The organism is Bacillus kexueae, assembly GCF_022809095.1.
In the GTDB taxonomy this organism is placed as follows: Bacteria; Bacillota; Bacilli; order Bacillales; family Aeribacillaceae; genus Bacillus_BZ; species Bacillus_BZ kexueae.
In genome coordinates this window covers 151,239-167,687 of record NZ_JALAZE010000001.1, presented here as the reverse complement: position 1 = coordinate 167,687, position 16,449 = coordinate 151,239, and the positions used below count along the sequence as shown (strand labels likewise).

At 37.5% G+C, this 16,449-nt stretch carries 21 protein-coding genes; 15 read left to right on the top strand and 6 right to left on the bottom strand.

Annotation, left to right across the window (positions count from 1 at the left end):
• The first annotated feature begins 37 nt into the window (after positions 1-37).
• Together ML543_RS00940 and ML543_RS00935 are read left to right on the top strand one after the other, a co-directional pair.
• Positions 38-271 (top strand): glutaredoxin family protein, encoded by a 234-nt coding sequence (locus ML543_RS00940; protein WP_243385267.1) that lies wholly within the window; start codon positions 38-40, stop codon positions 269-271.
• 83 nt (positions 272-354) lie between these two features.
• The gene (locus ML543_RS00935) at positions 355-783 is read left to right on the top strand and encodes a DoxX family protein (protein WP_243385266.1); all 429 of its coding nucleotides are present in this window, start codon (positions 355-357) and stop codon (positions 781-783) included.
• A gap of 59 nt (positions 784-842) precedes the next feature.
• Here the strand turns inward: ML543_RS00935 and ML543_RS00930 are convergent, their stop codons facing one another.
• Positions 843-971 carry a YjcZ family sporulation protein gene (locus tag ML543_RS00930; protein ID WP_243385265.1) on the bottom strand — a complete coding sequence of 43 codons (129 nt, stop codon included), beginning with the start codon at positions 969-971 and terminating at the stop codon, positions 843-845.
• Between the two features lie 206 nt (positions 972-1,177).
• Here ML543_RS00930 and ML543_RS00925 point away from each other — a divergent pair, with 206 nt between their 5' ends.
• From ML543_RS00925 to pgmB, 3 genes are all read left to right on the top strand, one after another.
• Positions 1,178-1,300 carry a YjcZ family sporulation protein gene (locus ML543_RS00925; RefSeq protein ID WP_243385264.1) on the top strand — a complete coding sequence of 41 codons (123 nt, stop codon included), beginning with the start codon at positions 1,178-1,180 and terminating at the stop codon, positions 1,298-1,300.
• A 146-nt stretch (positions 1,301-1,446) separates the two neighbouring features.
• Positions 1,447-3,597, top strand: a complete 2,151-nt coding sequence (locus tag ML543_RS00920) for a DNA topoisomerase III (RefSeq protein ID WP_243385263.1) — start codon at positions 1,447-1,449, stop codon at positions 3,595-3,597.
• A gap of 17 nt (positions 3,598-3,614) precedes the next feature.
• Entirely contained in the window at positions 3,615-4,271 is a 657-nt protein-coding gene (gene pgmB / locus ML543_RS00915) for a beta-phosphoglucomutase (protein ID WP_243385262.1), read from the top strand.
• 66 nt (positions 4,272-4,337) lie between these two features.
• On the opposite strand, the gene ML543_RS00910 is transcribed toward pgmB, so the two are convergent.
• The gene (locus ML543_RS00910; RefSeq protein WP_243385261.1) at positions 4,338-4,787 is read right to left on the bottom strand and encodes a hypothetical protein; all 450 of its coding nucleotides are present in this window, start codon (positions 4,785-4,787) and stop codon (positions 4,338-4,340) included.
• A gap of 82 nt (positions 4,788-4,869) precedes the next feature.
• Between ML543_RS00910 and ML543_RS00905 the strand changes: the two genes are divergently transcribed.
• The 3 genes from ML543_RS00905 to ML543_RS00895 are packed head-to-tail and all read left to right on the top strand — an operon-like array spanning position 4,870 to position 6,900.
• Positions 4,870-5,229: an aminotransferase yhxA gene (locus ML543_RS00905; protein WP_243385260.1), complete on the top strand. Its 360-nt coding sequence runs from the start codon at positions 4,870-4,872 to the stop codon at positions 5,227-5,229.
• Positions 5,229-6,476 (top strand): glutathionylspermidine synthase family protein, encoded by a 1,248-nt coding sequence (locus ML543_RS00900; protein ID WP_243385259.1) that lies wholly within the window; start codon positions 5,229-5,231, stop codon positions 6,474-6,476. The genes ML543_RS00905 and ML543_RS00900 overlap by 1 nt, the downstream gene beginning before the upstream one ends.
• Before the next feature lie 19 nt (positions 6,477-6,495).
• Positions 6,496-6,900, top strand: a complete 405-nt coding sequence (locus ML543_RS00895; protein ID WP_243385258.1) for a DUF350 domain-containing protein — start codon at positions 6,496-6,498, stop codon at positions 6,898-6,900.
• A 187-nt stretch (positions 6,901-7,087) separates the two neighbouring features.
• Here the strand turns inward: ML543_RS00895 and ML543_RS00890 are convergent, their stop codons facing one another.
• Complete coding sequence (locus ML543_RS00890; RefSeq protein ID WP_243385257.1) at positions 7,088-8,116, bottom strand: potassium channel family protein; 1,029 nt, start codon at positions 8,114-8,116, stop codon at positions 7,088-7,090.
• A gap of 110 nt (positions 8,117-8,226) precedes the next feature.
• Between ML543_RS00890 and ML543_RS00885 the strand changes: the two genes are divergently transcribed.
• From ML543_RS00885 to ML543_RS17065, 4 genes are all read left to right on the top strand, one after another.
• Positions 8,227-8,739, top strand: coding sequence for an acyl-CoA thioesterase (locus tag ML543_RS00885; protein ID WP_243385256.1), 513 nt, complete (start codon positions 8,227-8,229; stop codon positions 8,737-8,739).
• Between the two features lie 22 nt (positions 8,740-8,761).
• Positions 8,762-9,583 (top strand): gamma-glutamylcyclotransferase family protein, encoded by an 822-nt coding sequence (locus ML543_RS00880; protein ID WP_243385255.1) that lies wholly within the window; start codon positions 8,762-8,764, stop codon positions 9,581-9,583.
• Positions 9,584-9,715: 132 nt separating this feature from the next.
• A complete protein-coding gene (locus ML543_RS00875; RefSeq protein WP_243385254.1) occupies positions 9,716-10,372 on the top strand; it encodes a potassium channel family protein in 657 nt (218 codons plus the stop codon).
• Positions 10,373-10,458: 86 nt separating this feature from the next.
• The gene (locus ML543_RS17065; protein WP_419095319.1) at positions 10,459-10,548 is read left to right on the top strand and encodes a putative holin-like toxin; all 90 of its coding nucleotides are present in this window, start codon (positions 10,459-10,461) and stop codon (positions 10,546-10,548) included.
• 309 nt (positions 10,549-10,857) lie between these two features.
• On the opposite strand, the gene ML543_RS00870 is transcribed toward ML543_RS17065, so the two are convergent.
• Genes ML543_RS00870 through ML543_RS00860 form a run of 3 tightly spaced genes read right to left on the bottom strand, consistent with a single transcriptional unit; the run spans position 10,858 to position 13,298 of the window.
• Positions 10,858-11,514, bottom strand: a complete 657-nt coding sequence (locus tag ML543_RS00870) for a TetR/AcrR family transcriptional regulator (protein WP_243385899.1) — start codon at positions 11,512-11,514, stop codon at positions 10,858-10,860.
• 33 nt (positions 11,515-11,547) lie between these two features.
• A complete protein-coding gene (locus ML543_RS00865; RefSeq protein ID WP_243385253.1) occupies positions 11,548-12,576 on the bottom strand; it encodes an ABC transporter permease in 1,029 nt (342 codons plus the stop codon).
• Positions 12,573-13,298, bottom strand: coding sequence for an ABC transporter ATP-binding protein (locus tag ML543_RS00860; protein ID WP_243385251.1), 726 nt, complete (start codon positions 13,296-13,298; stop codon positions 12,573-12,575). The genes ML543_RS00865 and ML543_RS00860 overlap by 4 nt, the downstream gene beginning before the upstream one ends.
• A gap of 156 nt (positions 13,299-13,454) precedes the next feature.
• Between ML543_RS00860 and ML543_RS17010 the strand changes: the two genes are divergently transcribed.
• From ML543_RS17010 to ML543_RS00845, 3 genes are all read left to right on the top strand, one after another.
• Positions 13,455-14,555: a sensor histidine kinase gene (locus ML543_RS17010; protein WP_243385250.1), complete on the top strand. Its 1,101-nt coding sequence runs from the start codon at positions 13,455-13,457 to the stop codon at positions 14,553-14,555.
• A 4-nt stretch (positions 14,556-14,559) separates the two neighbouring features.
• On the top strand, positions 14,560-15,195 hold the full coding sequence (locus ML543_RS00850; RefSeq protein WP_243385249.1) for a response regulator transcription factor: 636 nt from the start codon (positions 14,560-14,562) through the stop codon (positions 15,193-15,195).
• A gap of 318 nt (positions 15,196-15,513) precedes the next feature.
• Positions 15,514-16,446, top strand: a complete 933-nt coding sequence (locus ML543_RS00845; RefSeq protein WP_243385248.1) for an ABC transporter ATP-binding protein — start codon at positions 15,514-15,516, stop codon at positions 16,444-16,446.
• The last annotated feature ends 3 nt before the right edge of the window (positions 16,447-16,449 follow it).

Below are 16,449 nucleotides of genomic sequence, written 5' to 3'. Positions count from 1 at the left end.
GAGCGTGTTAAAGTAGTCATGTAAGGAGGAAATCGTCATGACGAATACATTATATATGATGGACGGTTGTTCAAAATGTGCAAAAGCCATAAATCATTTAAAAACAAATGGTATTCCGTATATAAAAGTTAATGTTTTAGGAAATATCAAAGCTCAAAAGCATCTGAAACAGATTGTAGGTGAAATATATACACCCGTATTCCAAATGGATAATGGGTCTATTTTTAAGGGGGAAGAAATATTAAACTATTTTGAGGGTCCAAAGACCTGATTTTTAAATTGTAACGCATATTACAGAAAGGTTCTGAATTTTCTATTAAAGTAGAGGTGTAAATAAAGAAGGGAGATGGGTGAATGACCAATCGAGTTGAATGGGGCTTGTTCATTGGACGCTTGATTTTAGGTGGAACGATGTTAGCTCATGGCATTCAAAAGTTTACGATGATGGATAACGTTGTTGGCATGTTTACAGAGAATTTTGGGTTACCCGCATTCGTTGCTTATTTAACCGCTATTGTTGAAACTGTTGCAGGATTAGCACTCATTTTAGGACTCATGGTAGAAGTTTCTGCACTATTGCTCGGTCTTATCATGATCGGTGCGATTGTTACCGTAAAGTTCCCAATGGCTGGATTTTTTGGAAATGGACAAATGGCAGGGTATGAACTTGATTTAGCATTACTGGCTTTATCTATTATTTTAACGGTCGCTGGTAGTCGATTATTCGCTTTAACCAACCTGTTTTCCAAACGGGATAAAACGACAAATACTGCTAATATTTAACAAGAAAAGGGTGCCCAACGATAAACACGTTGGACACCCTTTTTAAATGTTGATTTAATTTAATAGCACCAAGCTGCACCGACAATAATTAATAAGATAAACAATACGACGATCAATACGAACGTATTACCATATCCACCACCATAGCCATATCCGCCACATCCATAGTTAGGGCTGTAACATCCCATCTTGACATACCTCCTATAACTGGAATTACTCCTACTATATGCAACTTGACCCTATTTGGTTAGGACATTCCCCTAGTAAGCATGGAAATTAGGTAAAGACCCATTCTTATATTTCAAACGACAACCATCTAACCAAATTCCTACCTGTTACATATGTTGTAAAGAAGGTAAAAAACCTTCAACCAAGAGGTAAAGGAGGCGCTAGCATGTCTGAAGGTTATGCAGGTGGAGGATTTGCGTTAATCGTTGTATTGTTCATCTTACTTGTAATTGTTGGTACGGCATTCGTCGGTGGTTTTGGCGGAGGCTACGGTTACGGAGGATACTAATGTTAATGGGGATGTGAAAAAGCGATATTTTGCTTTTTCTCATCCTTTTTTACATACTTTGTAAGGTGGGGCTAGGAAAACATATGACGGAAGGTCTGAATTCCGGTATAATGCAAGCAGGAAGTTGTAACGGAAGGAAGAAAGAAATGAAGTTAATTATAGCAGAAAAACCCGATCAAGGGGCGAAGCTAGCTGCACCTTTTCCAAATAAAAAAAGGAATGGATATATAGAAATTATGCCATGTGACATGTTTCCAAAAGGTGCCATTATGACATGGGCTATCGGGCATCTATGCGAATTAGTTCCACCAGAAGAATACGATATGAAATGGAAGAAATGGAAGCTAGACACATTACCGATCCTACCTGAAACGTTTTCTCATCGTGTCGCAAAAGGAAAATGGAAACAATTCCAAGTCATTCGAGACTTTGTGAAGAAGCGTGAAATTAATGAAATCATCATGGCAGGAGACGCAGGGAGAGAAGGTGAAGCAATCGTTCGGCTCATTTTACAGCTTTGCAAACCGAAACAACCGTTAAAGAGACTGTGGTTATCTTCGCTAACCGAAGCAGCCGTTAAAAACGGATTTTCCAATTTATTAGATGAATCTGAAACACGAAACCTATTTTATGAAGCGTATAGTCGCTCTTGTGCTGATTGGCTTGTTGGAATGAATGCATCTCGCGTCTATTCCTTGCTTTTAAAAGAAAAAGGGATTACGAGCTTGTTTTCAATTGGGCGTGTCCAAACTCCGACTTTGTCGTTAATCGTAAAACGTGAAAAAGAAATCGAATCTTTTGTCTCGAAACCGTTCTGGGAAGTCATTGCTTCATTTCAAGTGAATGGAAAAGAGTATGGAGGAAAATGGCATAAAGATGGAGAGAGTCGCATTGAAAAACAAGAGATGGCTCAAAAGATTGCCCAGTTTTGTAAAGGGAAAGATGCGGAGATTACAGAAATTAAAAAAGAACAAAAAAAGTATCAACCTCCATACCTTTTTAACCTTTCTTCATTACAAGCCGAAGCGAATAAACGTTTTAAATTTTCACCGAAAAAAACGTTAGATATCGCACAAAAACTATACATAAAAGGAATCATATCATACCCGCGATCGGATTCCAGCTTTGTCACAAAAGAAGAAGCAAAACTATTCCCTGATACATTAGCTAAATTTAGAGAAATGCCAGAATATCAGTCGTATTTTCCACTTCCGAAACCGTCATTGCTACAAAACAAACGATATGTCAATGAAAAGAAAGTTACGGACCATTACGCCATAATCCCGACAGAACAAGTAGTAAAGATTGAATCGTTACCAAAGGAAGAACAAAAGATTTACGATTTGATCATTAAAAGGCTAATCGCTGCTCACTATGATGAAGCGATTATCAACACGACAACTGTTCATACGATCGTTGATCAACGGGCTACGTTTGTTTCAAAAGGAAGTCAAATCATCCAAAAAGGCTGGCATGAAGTGTTGAAAGACAAGGAATCAAAAGAAAATATGTTACCTTCATTAGAAGAAAATGAGACAGGTTCAGTAAAAGACGTTATGGTCAAAGAAGGGAAAACTGAGCCACCGAAACGTTATACGGAAGGGCAACTAATTACCTTAATGAAAACGGCAGGGAAGTTTAGTGAAGATGATTCGTTAAGTAAAGTGCTAAAAGAAACAGAAGGCTTAGGAACGGAAGCAACGAGAGCCCAAATCATAACGGTGTTAAAAGATCGGGGTTATATTGAAGTGAAGAAGAATCAAGTGTATGCAACAGAAAAGGGGAAGTTGCTTATTCAATCTATTTGCACGGATTTATTAACCTCGCCTGATATGACCGCAAAATGGGAGCAGCGTCTTCGTGAGATAGGAAAAGGGGAGGCTTCTGCTAAACAATTCATCGAACAAACGAAAAAGCTCGTCTTAAAACTGATTGAGGATGCGAAAAATGGAAGTCAAGGCTGGTCCTTCGATGAAATTGATCGCGAACAAATTCCTTCTAATCAACTAAAAGGAAAAAAGCGGGCTGTTAAACTCGGAAAATGTCCAAAATGTAGTGGTCACATTATTGATAAAGGAACTTTTTACGGATGTACCAACTATTCTAAAAACGATTGTAAAATGACGATATCCAAAACGATTTTAACGAAAAAAATCACACAAGCGAATGTTAAAAAACTTTTGAAAGATGGAAAAACGGATTTAATAAAGGGATTTCAAAAAGGTGAGAAATCGTTTGATGCCTACTTACAGTGGAAAGAAGGGGCAATCACCTTTCAATTTCCAGAAAAGAATTAAAAAGGACGTGTGTAAGTTTGAAAGCTGTAATCTTTGACATGGATGGGGTACTTGTTGATACGAATAAGGCCCATTATGAAGCCTTTTTAAAGGTGTGCCAAAAAAGAGGATTAACATTTGAATACGATGATTATGATAGTGTAAAAGGAATGCATCGACATGAAATCGCCGAAACAATTTATAAAAACAATGGTCGAACGTATACTTCGAGAGACATTGAACATTTTTCAAATGAGAAAAATAGTTGCTATCAAACTTTAGTGGAAGAGATGGATGAAACAGTCATTCTTCCAGGTATTATAGCCTTTATACATGATTTGAAGGCAAACGGAATGAAATTAGCAGTCGCATCGTCGAGTACGAATGTTAAACGAGTATTACATCAAGTCGGCTTACTTTCGTATTTCGACTATGTCGTTGACCCGACTACATTAGCTAACGGAAAACCAGATCCGGAAATATTCTTAAAAGCATGTGAACAACTGCATTGCTCTCCGAACGACTGCGTTGCTATTGAAGACGGCCTTGCAGGTATGCAAGCAATTAAAAAGACCGATATGTATGCGATAGGTGTAGGGGACACAAAAGGTTTGGAACAGGCAGATTGGCACGTTAAAGACACATCAGAACTTACCTATGAACGTTTTCTAGAGCAATTAGCCATTTGTACGTAAATATTTCTTGGGAAAGCGCAAAAATCGCTATTTTTCGAAAGGGTTGTCGAATAGAGAGAATTCTCTCTATTCGAATTTGTATCCCGTTAAGTCAACGTACAACACATATGTTGATCGATCTTCATCAATTTCCGTACAAATCAGTTCATATTCGTATTCCCCAAATTGGAAATAATCGTTTCCAAAAAAATCAAATGCTTCTTCATGACTTGTTAAGTGAAAAGTAAACAATAAAGGAGACGGTTCTTCCTCTTTAAATAATCGAATTTCTAATGTTACATTTTTATACGTTACAGCATCTTGAAATGGCTGTTCATCGAATACCTCTTCAACATAAATGACAAAAAGGTCTTTTTCTTTAGCAGATGATGTTCTTTTGTAAATTTTATTCTCCTTAACAAAATAATCACACATCCGGCGGCAAAGTAATTCAGACCGATTTAAGGCATGATAGTGGTAAATAGCTGGGTATTGCTCACTTTCTTTATTTAATCGGTATTCTAATTGGTATAACATGAATTTCTCCTCCAAATTGGAAACTGTATCCTTTATACTATAACATGTAGGAGCGCTATCGACCATTACAACGATAGGAGGAATGGAATTGGAGAAGACGAAAAAATTATTAACAGGAATTATTTCCGCAACAATGGTAACAAGTTTAACGGCATGTAGTGAAGATGAAGAATATTCACTTCCTCCCGTACCTGAAGATGATTCTTGTACAGAATGGGAATGGGATATGGACGATGGTGTGTGGGAATGTGATGATATTGATTCCCCTCACTTCGGATATCTTTACTTTATGGGAAAAGCGTATAAATCAAAATCATCCCTATATGGAAGCTCTGATTACAAAGCGTACAAAGGAAGTAGCTCGTTTAAAGGAAGCACATCTGGAAGCACATCGAAAAGCTCAGGCTTTGGGTCGGGAAGTAAGGGAGGATTTGGTGGTTAATGACCGAACGAGAACATCGCTTTGAGCAAAAGCGTAAGGAATTGTTTCAATCAATTCCACAATTTTGGCCGGATTTATATGGAGAAGAATATGCCCTACTAGACTATTATCCATTAAGAGAAGATGAGTTGAATGATATTCGAATAGCAACTGAAAGAGTAGGGAAAATTTATGCCAAAACGGCAAAGATATTACGCCGTTCAGATGATGAAACACTCATGCAGTTAGATTTTCCTAAAGAGGTAATACCCTTTATTCGGCAGCGGATATTACCGGTTGAATCGGTGATTGCACGATGCGACTTTATTATGACAGATGAAGGGTTGAAGCTGATTGAATTAAATTCTGACACTCCTACATTTATTAAAGAATGTTTTCATGTGAATCAGAAAGTGACCGACTATTTCGATGTCGAAAACCCGAATGCAGGCTGCGAAAGTATGCTGAAGAGGTCGGTTGAAAAAGCCATTAAAGAATCTATTGTTAAGTTAAAACTAACTGAGCCGAATATCGTCTTCACGTCTCATGACGATCACATTGAAGACAAGTGGACGACACAATATTTGCAGGAGTTGGTTTCGTTTCCATCCACCTATGTGCCATTACATGAGCTCTCCATTCGAAAAGGGGAAGGCTTGTATGACCATCATGGACGGAAAATAGATGTTCTATATCGTCAAACATACCCGCTTGAACATTTGCTGCTAGATGAGGACCCGATTACCAAAGAGAAAGTTGGTATCCAACTTTTAGAGCTTGTTCAAACAGGACGTTTGGCCATTATTAATCCAATTTCAGCCTTCTTACTGCAGTCAAAAGCAGTCCAGGCGGTAATTTGGGGCTTACATGAACAACATCATCATTTTTTTACGGAAACGGAACATCAATGGATTCATACATATTTTTTACCAACTTATTTAGATGACACCCCGTTCCTAGAAAAAGGAATTCCTTACGTGAAAAAGCCGAGCTTTGGTCGAGAAGGAGATACGGTTGAAATTTACGAAGGAAGAAAAATACGTTTGGGGGACTCTCATAAAACGTATAAAGACTCTCTTCCAGTTTATCAATCGTATGTTCCATTACCAAAAAAATTACTTCAAACGACAAATGGTAAGCAAGAATGCCATTTATTAGTTGGTAGTTTTTTAATTAATGCTGAACCTAGTGCCATCGGTTTTAGAGCTGGTGGACCAATTACAGACAACGCGGCCTATTTCTTACCGGTCGGGGTAGTAAATTCATAAACAGAAAGGAAGTTAGAATATGACATTTTCATCTTTATTTCTTTCAACGATTTCGTATATCGGGGTAGCATCTCTTATGTTATTAATCGGAATCATTTTATTCGAAGTGACGACTAAAAATAAAGAATTTGAATTAATCAAAAACGGAAATAAAGCAGCCGTTTATGCTTTCGGTGGACGAATTTTAGGGTTAGCGATTGTGTTGTATTCAGCTATAGCAAACTCGGTTAACTTATTAGATATGGTGATCTGGGGAAGTGTTGCAATTGTCATTCAAATATTATTGTTCTACATTGCTGAGTGGATCACGCCGAAGTTTAAGATTACACAAGCCATCGATGATAACAACGAAGCGGTTGGCTTATTCTTACTATTTTTATCTATCGGTATCGGTTTAGTAATTGCGGGTTCCTTAACCTACTAAGATATCGACTTTCAAATAAGTAAATATAATACTTTCGTTTCATATCAATTCAAGATGGTGGCGACTCGAAAGCTAGACTGCAGGGTCTTCAGTTCATGCTGGTCCCGCTGGAGTCGCCGCCTTAAGCCAATCATTTCATGATTTATTTTGAAACATTTTTAGAAAAACAACCAGCCTTTAAAATGGTTTATCGCAGCTTTTGATAGACTTTTTCATCACAAATAATGAATAGCTTCGCATCATCAGGAATCGGTGTTTGTAAGGTTGTTACAATTGACATGTCTTCGTGATTTGACAAAAGTGTTGCACCCAATTCAGCAAGCTCTTTTTTCGCATCACCGTATGTGTTCCAATGAGGCTTCTTTTTTATATGATATAAGTCATATCCTACATGACTTGTTAACTGACGAATAATCTCAGTTGTACCGTTAAAGAGAATAGAACGAGCAGCTAAATGCGCTGACATGTCATTAGGAGTAATAAATTCTTCCACGTTCACATGGGTAAATGCTTGAATATGTTTGGAGTCAGATACCTCACAAATCGTATAAATGTTCCGACCGTTTTTCTTCCCAAGCCCTTCTAATATTGAAGCAATTAAAAGAGTATGTCCATCAGCTTGCGATGCCTTTATCACACCATCTGGCGCAAAGATCATGGCCGATTTACAATCAAGTAAATTTGCTTGAAGTAACGTTTCTTCAGTTGCTGGATCTCCTTGAACAAATTCCACACGTTCGTGAAGTACAGGAATCTTTTCTAATTTTTCATCTACAATGACAATATGAATATCGTGAAAAGTCGTTAAAAGCTCTTGAAGGGCTAGCTCTGTTTTCTTTGTCCAATTAATTAAAATAATATGATTTCTCATTGTAATCTTCAATTTTCCTTCCTCCCTCAGCCTTTTTCGTAGCGATAACGAATCGATAACTTTCCCAATCACAATCGTCATAAGACCAATTCCCATCACATATAAAAACATGGCAAAAATTTTTCCTTGTACGGTCGTAGGAGATACATCACCATATCCTACTGTTACAACGGTCGTCATCGTCCACCATAAACCTTCGAAAGCGGAAGGGAATGTTTCAGGCTCTAAATAATGAATAAAAAAACTGCTAAATAAAATTAGTGTCGTCGTACCAAAAAACAATGTCCACCCGCTCATCTGAAGGGCTTTAATCCAAAGTCGCTTAATTAAAATCACATTTTTCACCCCAACTTTCTCTTCTAAGACATTTTAACATATTTTTCTTTTTGTTCATTTGTTGACAAAAATTATATTGATAGGAGACGATAGTAAAAATAATGAAAGGAGGTAGAAAAATGGAAAACACAAAGCGTTGCCAAGATTCGTTTGTTGTGAAAACAAGCATCGTTTTGCCACCGGACACGAATACTCATGGAACGATGTTCGGAGGAAAATTGATGGCATACATTGATGATGTTGCCGCGATATCGGCTATGAGGCACGCGCGTTCACAAGTCGTCACAGCTTCAACTGATTCAGTTGACTTTTTACATCCGATTTACGAAGGAGATGCCGTTTGTTTGGAAGCCTTTGTCACGTACACAGGACGTTCTTCGATGGAAGTGTTCGTCAAAGTCGTCGCGGAAAAACTAATGACAGGGGAGCGAAATGTATGTGCCATTTCGTTTTTAACGATGGTAGCGGTTGATACGAACGGCCGTCCGGTACCAGTACCAACTGTTCAGCCAGAAACGGATTTCGAAAAGGAATTACACGAAAATGCCAAAAAAAGAGCAGAAGTACGTAAAGCAAGAAAAAAAGAAAATGAGGCGATGGTGAAAAATATTACAACACAGTTGCCTTGGTAAATCACTTGGGGGAGGAGAATATATGGCAGTCGTCTTTTTATATGAATCGTTCGATTGGTTACGAGAGGAGAAGAAAGTAGCGGAGCAAGCGATAATCCATGGAAAGTTATACGATTCAAAAAAGGGGTTCCCTGTTTTCGTAAATGGAGAAGGGGAAGTTTATGGCGAAATTTTCGATCTTAAAGAGCAAGAGATTGACAAGCTTTATATGGATTTATGTAAGAGGGGAAATTTTAAAAAAGTACAGAAAACCGTAAAAACAGATACAAATGTAATTGAATGTTTGACCTTCCAATTTGTTGAGGATACAAGCTCTTTTCTGCCTATCAATAGGGGGAATTGGAAAGAATATAATTACTTCGAATCAAAACCAGAGCGTACGTTCTATTTTGCTTACGGTTCATGTATGGATACAGAGCGAATGCAAAAGGCAGGCGTTGACCACCATTTCCAATCGATCGTCGGGGCTGGAAAACTTGAAAACTATACTCTACGTTTTTCTGTTCATGTCCACGATGGCGGGAGAGCTGACATTGTCGAGGAAGGTGGAAAGGTAGAAGGTATTTTATACGAGGTTCCTTTTGAGGCAGTCGAATACTTGTATGTAAGAGAAGGGGTATACACGAATTTATACCGTCCAACCTTTGTAAATGTCGAAGTAAATGGTGTGAACTATGAAAATTGTTTAACGTTCGTCGTTTGCAGCAAAAAGGAAGATTTAGGTCCGCCAGATCATTATAAAAACGAAATTTTAAGAGGTTCCAAAGGGAGAGTCACAGATACATATTATGAAAAAATAAAACAATACATGGAAAACCTCCAACAGCGTAACGTCACTAATTAAGTTTTCAACAGTTTCGTTTTTATCAAACAGCTCTCGTATACATTTATAAGTCAATGATGGACAAGTCTATTCGTGACTTTTAGAATGTGGTACAATTATCGACAGAGATGAAGGAAGTTGGAGGATTTTGTCATGAAAAAGGAGTTTGCAGTCATCGGTCTCGGGCGCTTCGGCGGAAGTATTTGTCGCGCGTTGAGTGAAGAGGGACTTGAAGTATTAGCAATTGACATTGATGAAGATAAAGTAAATCAATTTGCCAACATTGCTTCTCATGCAGTCGTAGGCGATACGACGGATGAAGCGGTGTTAAAAAGCTTGGGAATTCGTAATTTCGATCACGTCATAGTGGCTATCGGTGATAATATTCAGGCGAGTATTTTAACAACTTTAATGTTAAAAGAGCTTGGCGTTAAGCACATTACGGTCAAAGCGCAAAATGATTATCATGAGAAAGTATTAACGAAAATCGGTGCGGATTCGATTGTCCATCCAGAGCGAGATATGGGAAAACGAATCGCCCATAATATCATTTCCAATAACGTACTCGATTACTTAGAGTTGTCCGATGAACATAGTATTGTTGAAATTGTTGCTAATGATAACATTAGTGGTCACTCTATTATCGAATTAGATATACGTGCGAAATATGGTATTAATATCGTTGCGATTAAACGAGATAAAGAAATTATTGTTTCACCTCAAGCAAATGAAGTAATTCAAAAAGGAGACATCTTAATCGTCATCGGCGCAGATGTCGATATTAATCGCTTTGAGAAGAAAGAATGTTAAGATCTCATTTGTGATATAATGGAAATTGGTAGTCATAACGTAAATAAGGGTGGTCGGCTATCCCTCATTCCAGTGGAAAGGGGGTGATGCCTCTGACGGTATTTGAAAGTCTGATGCTTTGTATTGCGTTTGCAACGCTTGTCATTGCTATCTTGTCTTTCGACCATAAAAAATAGACCTCCCTTATGACAATAGGTGGGAGAGGTCTATTTTTGTAGGCTGATCCCCTGTTACGTTATGATTTACGTACCGCAAGTGTTGCCGCACTTGCGGTTTTTTGTTACCTCTACAGAAAGTTTAAGTTCAATAAAGTGTTAAAGTGTTCTCGTTTCAGTTTTTTGGGTGTCTAGCTCCAAGCGCCATCCTCGGGTCGCTTCGGCCCTGCTGTGGCGACGGAAGCCTCCTCGCAGGTCCTAAAGCGCCCTTCGCCTAAGGACTTGCGCTATGCGCTTTTCTTACCTTTATTTTAACATAAATCGCAACCTTTATTCACGTTTTAAACCTTTCATAATAAATTGGATTGTTTGCTCAATTTCCGTTTCGTCATCCCATTCGTCTGAAGGCGAAATGATGAATCGATGAACCATCAAGCCTATGACATTCGATACGAGATAACGAATAACTGTATTTGGTGGCAGATCGACAATCTCACCTTTTTCTTGAAAATGGTTAATAATAACCGTAAACTTCGGGTAAATAAGCTTTTGAAATTGTGTCACGAATACTTCACGTAGTTCTTGTTGGTAAAGAATTTCTTGCATGAAAATCCGTAAAGATGGAAAGTTTTGTTTTGCAAATTCGTACCGGTTTTGAATTAACGTTCGTAAAAACGTTTCAAAGGTTGCGTGTTTATCATTGAATACTTCATTGACAAAATTTTTAGCAAAGAATGGTGCAAGATAGTTGACAATGGTTGGCATGACGATTGACAGGAGTAAATCTTTTTTCGTTTTATAATGACGAAAGATCGTTCCTTCAGCCACTCCAGCTCTCTTTGCGATTTCACTCGTAGAGGTAGCGGCATACCCTTTCTCCGCAAACATCTCAATGGCTGCAACTACTACCTTCTTCTGTTTTTCACTCATTTTCTTTTCGTTAGACTCTTCATTTAAAATCGTTTCCATCATTTTGGATAAATCCATCATGGGTACATCCTTTCAGCTCATGATGTTCTATTATAGACGACGATAGCGTTTTAATACAATAATATTTAACAAGGTAAACAGTAGAGAAAAGCCGAGAAGCACGAATATTTCAGTCTGAATATCAATAAAACCATTTCCACGAATCATAATTTCTCTTAACGCTTCTGCCCCATACGTTAATGGCATGATGATGCTAATGGAGGCTAACCAATTGGCCATGGCATCGAGCGGAAACAGACCAGAGAAAAAGATTTGTGGAATAATGACGAGCGGAATGAATTGAATCATCTGCAGTTCATTATTGGCAAATGCTGAAAGTAATGTACCTAATGTCAACGCTGACATAGCTAATAATAAGGAAATTAGCAACACATACCAGAAGGAACCTTCGAGCATCATATCTAATACGCCTACAGCAAAAGCAGCAATCAACGTGACTTGAAGTGTTGTAAATAAGCCAAAGCCGAAAATATAACCAAATACGAGCTCATGTCGTCGGATTGGTGTAGCCATGAGACGTTCCAGTGTACCTGATGTCCGTTCCCGCAAAAATGAAACACCCGCAATTAAAAAGACGAAGAAGAAAATAAATACACCGATTAATACGGGACCAATATAATCAAAAAAGCTCATTTCGTCATTCCCATAAATATAATCTATAGTTAGCTCAATAGTTACAACCGCTGTCTTAGAAAGTGAGCTAAACGCTTTGTTAATTATCGACAACACTGCCTTTGAATCATTTGGATTTGTACCTTCAACCGTAATACTAGACGTATTGCCAGAAAAAGAGATGAAAGCGTCCAAATCATGTTGTTGAATGGCTGTTTTCGCATCCTCTTCTGTTAACGATTGGACCTGTATATCAAACGCTTCTAATTGTTCCACAAATGGATCGGGGCCCTCAAATACGCCGACAGTATATATTTTTTCCCCGCTCGTAAAGATAAGATGCATGAGGGTCAAGATGAACAGTGGAGCGAGGAGCATTAAAGCTAATGTTCGTTTATCTCGGTAAAATTGACGAATAATTCGTTTTGTAATAGCGAAGATTCTCATTGGCTAACACCTCCGTACGTTAAAAAGGCTTCTTCAATCGATGTAACAGAAACGCGATCCTTTAACTCACTTGGCGTGCCAATCGCAATTAAATGCCCGTCACGTATCATGCCAAGTTTTGTGCATTTTTCCGCTTCATCCATCACATGTGTTGTAACGACAATTGTTGTTCCGTTCAAACGCATTCTTTCAAGCTCTTCCCAAATAGATTTTCGTAAAATCGGGTCAATGCCAACCGTCGGCTCATCTAAAATGAGTACGTCCGGGTCATGAAGGAGGGAGATGGCTAAAGAAAGCCGGCGTTTCATACCTCCTGAATATTGATGAATTTTTTTCTTCCTATCATCTAAAAGATTAACAATGGAGAGGACATATTCAATTCGTTCCTTTTTGTATTGACCTTTCAAACCGTATAAAGATGCGAAAAAATCTACATTTTCATATGCAGTTAAATCAGTGTAAAGTGCATCACTTTGAGCCATAAAGCCAATTTTCATCGTAAGATCTAAATTTGGTACTTTCGTATTTAAAACATGAATTGTACCAGTCGTGGGTGTCTCCATGCCGATAAGGCATTTAACAAGCGTTGTCTTTCCAGAACCAGAAGGTCCTAATAAGCCGAAAATTTCGCCTTTATCAACATGAAAAGAAATTTTCTTTAATACTTCTTTTTTACCGAAAGATTTTGATAGATCTGTAACATCAATGATTTCGTTATGCATTCAATCACCCCATAAAATATAAAGTGAGTAATCACTCACTTTAAGTATACGGGTACGATTTTGTTGTGTAAAGAGGGAAGGTTTTCATTTATGCTATTTGACCAACTATTTCCGGTTTGATACCTTTAGTGTAAGTTGAAAATAGGAGATAAAAAAGTGAGAACGTATTGGATACAGTTTATTGTTTTTTCGGTATTATGGTTAGGTTATTTTTATTACGAAAAAGAAAGTGTAATCGAGCAACCTTCGCTTCTTCTTTTTTGCGCATTGGTTTTCATGCTTTATTTTTTCCTATCAATTGAAAAATTGCGCTTCGTCTCATATGTATCAATGGTCATCCTTTTTATGTTAGTTGAATGGGTTATTTCAAATAACAATATCTACACGGAACTACTTTTATTGTTTCTACATTTAAAAGCTATCACTCAATTAAAAGGTAAATCTTATTTTATTTTCATTAGCTTGTCTATCCTTGTTACGACCTTTTTGTTTCTGAAAAATCCGTTTTGGACGATTGAATGGATATTAGGGATTTTCATTTTTTATTTTGGAACCTTTCTTGCGAATTACTATTTCACGCTCAATGAAGAGAAAAGTAGACTTTATGAAGAATTATTAAGTGAGTACCGACAATTAAAACGGTTGAATTTAGAACAAGAACAACTGACTCGAATGGAAGAACGAACGAGAATTGCCCGAGATATTCATGATTCTGTCGGACATAAAATGACAGCCCTATTAATGCAAATCGAAATGATTAAAATGAAAAATACGGAAGTGAAAGAATTAGGCTTGTTAAAAAGTTTGGCTGATGAAAGCTTACATGAAACAAGAAAAGCCGTCAAAAGTTTAAAGAAAGAAGAAATAGGTGGAATAGCTTCTGTAATCCAACTCATTCGAAGGTTGGAAGTAGAAAGTCAACTCTTCGTGCATTTTACGACGAAAAAAGGAGTGCTAACATTCCCGCTTTCCAACGAAGAAAGTATTGCTTTTTATCGAGTTATTCAAGAAGCGTTAACGAATGCGATGAGGCATAGCAGTTCAAAAGAAGTGTTTGTAACGTTATCGATAGATGCGGTAGGAAATCTTTCGTTTACAGTAAAAAATCATATCAGTGACCCAAAGCCATTTTCAGAGGGGTTTGGCCTTGCCTCTATTCGTGAACGGATACAAGAAGTAAACGGAGTGATATCCTTTTATCAAGCTGGAGAGCAATTTATCGTGACTGGATCGATCCCGAAAAGAGAAAGGAAATGATTCAATGATTCGTATTTTAATAGCAGAAGATCAAGCAATTGTGCGACAAGGTTTAAAAATGATGATTGAACAACAAAGTAATTATAAGGTGGTAGCAGAAGCAACTAACGGAAAAGAGGCAATAGAGAAGATTGAAACTCATTTCATAGATTGTGTATTAATGGATATTCGGATGCCTGATGTCGATGGAATACAAGCGACAAAAGTCATAAAAAAACGTTGGCCACATGTGAAAATATTAATTTTAACAACATTCAATGACGATGACTACGCGATAGATGCCCTCAAAGCGGGAGCGAACGGATTTATGTTGAAAACTGCTGATGCTGATAAAGTAATGGAAGCAATCGATAGTTGTATGAGTGGGGGATTGAAACTCCATGAAGAAGTCGCAGCAAAAGTTGTACCAAAGCTATTAAATTATAATCATAGGACGAGCCAAGCAGACATTCCGTTATCTCCAAGAGAAATAGAAATTACAAGGTGTGTCGGAGAAGGAAAGACAAACAAGGAAATTGCGACAGAACTCCATTTATCAGTCGGTACGGTGAAAAATCAAGTGTCACAAATATTACAGAAATTAAATCTTCGTGATCGTACTCAACTGGCTATATACGCCATCCGAAACCATTTTGTGTAACCATGCATTTTATCAATATTGAAGTTTTGTTTAATTTGTATGAAATGCCTCCTTTTATCGATAAGGGAGGTCGTTTTTTTGTTGTTAAAGAAAATTTTATGTTCAATAAAGTGTAAACGTATTCTCTTTACAGTTTTTTGGTGTCTAGCTCCAAGCGCCATTTGCTCGGGTCGCTTTGCGCTTTTCTTAAATTTGCGGGTGTAATCATATCATTGAGTGACGGAAGTCATTGATTTAGACCATGTTTTATGACTTCCGTGACTGCAAGGATATGAAATATTCATTTAAACTAATAGTAAGAACAAAAGGGGTGGTCACATGTTAGAGGTGTTAGAGTTATTTAAATCGTATAAGCAAGTTCAAGCTGTACGCAATGTGCATATGTACATTCAAAAAGGAGAGATTGTTGGATTATTAGGACCGAATGGAGCGGGAAAATCGACTACGATCTCCATGATTTCTTCTTTAATAAAACCTTCCAGTGGAGATGTTCGGTTGCATAATGAGAGTGTGTTGAAAAATCCAAAAAAACTTAGAAATATTCTTGGAGTAGTTCCTCAAGAAATTGCACTATATGAAGATTTAACGGCTGAGGAAAATTTACGCTTTTTCGGAAAAATCCATGGATTAACAAAGGAAAACTTGAAAGAAAAAGTGGAAGAAGTGTTTCAAATTATTGGACTTAAGGATAAACGAAAAGTAAAGGTAAGAACGTTTTCCGGCGGAATGAAACGCAGATTAAATATCGGGGTAGCTTTGCTACACAATCCCCAGATCTTAATCATGGATGAACCGACCGTCGGAATTGATCCACAATCACGTCACTTTATTTTAGAAACCGTCAAGCGACTTAATCAGGAGAAAAGGATGACCGTTCTATATACGAGCCACTACATGGAAGAGGTTGAATATTTATGTAGTCGAATTTACATCATGGATAAAGGACAAATTATTGCATCAGGAACAAAAGATGAAATCAAAAACATCTTATCGAACGAAAAGACGGTTGAAATTAAACTTCAAGAAGAAAACCAATTATTTGTAGAGGCACTGATGAATCATCCTTCAATCTCTCGAGTGAACAGGAATGGAAAAACCATCTCCATATTAATTCCAAAAGAATTAAATGCATTTATGATAATTGTTCAATTGAGTGAGAACACGAATGCGACCATACAAGCTGTGGATGAAAAGATACCATCACTAGAAGATGTCTTCTTACATTTAACTGGACGTGATTTGCGAAATTAGAAA

What these genes read in the sequence shown, in the direction of transcription:
- ML543_RS00920 (WP_243385263.1), top strand. Translation starts at nt 1,447, where the DNA reads ATGAAGTTAATTATAGCAGAAAAACCCGATCAAGGGGCGAAGCTAGCT.
- ML543_RS00860 (WP_243385251.1), bottom strand. Translation starts at nt 13,298, where the DNA reads ATGCATAACGAAATCATTGATGTTACAGATCTATCAAAATCTTTCGGT.
- ML543_RS00925 (WP_243385264.1), top strand. Translation starts at nt 1,178, where the DNA reads ATGTCTGAAGGTTATGCAGGTGGAGGATTTGCGTTAATCGTTGTATTG.
- ML543_RS00885 (WP_243385256.1), top strand. Translation starts at nt 8,227, where the DNA reads ATGGAAAACACAAAGCGTTGCCAAGATTCGTTTGTTGTGAAAACAAGC.
- ML543_RS00845 (WP_243385248.1), top strand. Translation starts at nt 15,514, where the DNA reads ATGTTAGAGGTGTTAGAGTTATTTAAATCGTATAAGCAAGTTCAAGCT.
- ML543_RS00940 (WP_243385267.1), top strand. Translation starts at nt 38, where the DNA reads ATGACGAATACATTATATATGATGGACGGTTGTTCAAAATGTGCAAAA.
- ML543_RS00870 (WP_243385899.1), bottom strand. Translation starts at nt 11,514, where the DNA reads ATGGATTTATCCAAAATGATGGAAACGATTTTAAATGAAGAGTCTAAC.
- ML543_RS00905 (WP_243385260.1), top strand. Translation starts at nt 4,870, where the DNA reads ATGGAATTGGAGAAGACGAAAAAATTATTAACAGGAATTATTTCCGCA.
- ML543_RS00850 (WP_243385249.1), top strand. Translation starts at nt 14,560, where the DNA reads ATGATTCGTATTTTAATAGCAGAAGATCAAGCAATTGTGCGACAAGGT.
- ML543_RS00910 (WP_243385261.1), bottom strand. Translation starts at nt 4,787, where the DNA reads ATGTTATACCAATTAGAATACCGATTAAATAAAGAAAGTGAGCAATAC.
- ML543_RS00875 (WP_243385254.1), top strand. Translation starts at nt 9,716, where the DNA reads ATGAAAAAGGAGTTTGCAGTCATCGGTCTCGGGCGCTTCGGCGGAAGT.
- ML543_RS17065 (WP_419095319.1), top strand. Translation starts at nt 10,459, where the DNA reads ATGCCTCTGACGGTATTTGAAAGTCTGATGCTTTGTATTGCGTTTGCA.
- ML543_RS00930 (WP_243385265.1), bottom strand. Translation starts at nt 971, where the DNA reads ATGGGATGTTACAGCCCTAACTATGGATGTGGCGGATATGGCTATGGT.
- ML543_RS00900 (WP_243385259.1), top strand. Translation starts at nt 5,229, where the DNA reads ATGACCGAACGAGAACATCGCTTTGAGCAAAAGCGTAAGGAATTGTTT.
- ML543_RS00865 (WP_243385253.1), bottom strand. Translation starts at nt 12,576, where the DNA reads ATGAGAATCTTCGCTATTACAAAACGAATTATTCGTCAATTTTACCGA.
- ML543_RS00935 (WP_243385266.1), top strand. Translation starts at nt 355, where the DNA reads ATGACCAATCGAGTTGAATGGGGCTTGTTCATTGGACGCTTGATTTTA.
- ML543_RS00880 (WP_243385255.1), top strand. Translation starts at nt 8,762, where the DNA reads ATGGCAGTCGTCTTTTTATATGAATCGTTCGATTGGTTACGAGAGGAG.
- ML543_RS00895 (WP_243385258.1), top strand. Translation starts at nt 6,496, where the DNA reads ATGACATTTTCATCTTTATTTCTTTCAACGATTTCGTATATCGGGGTA.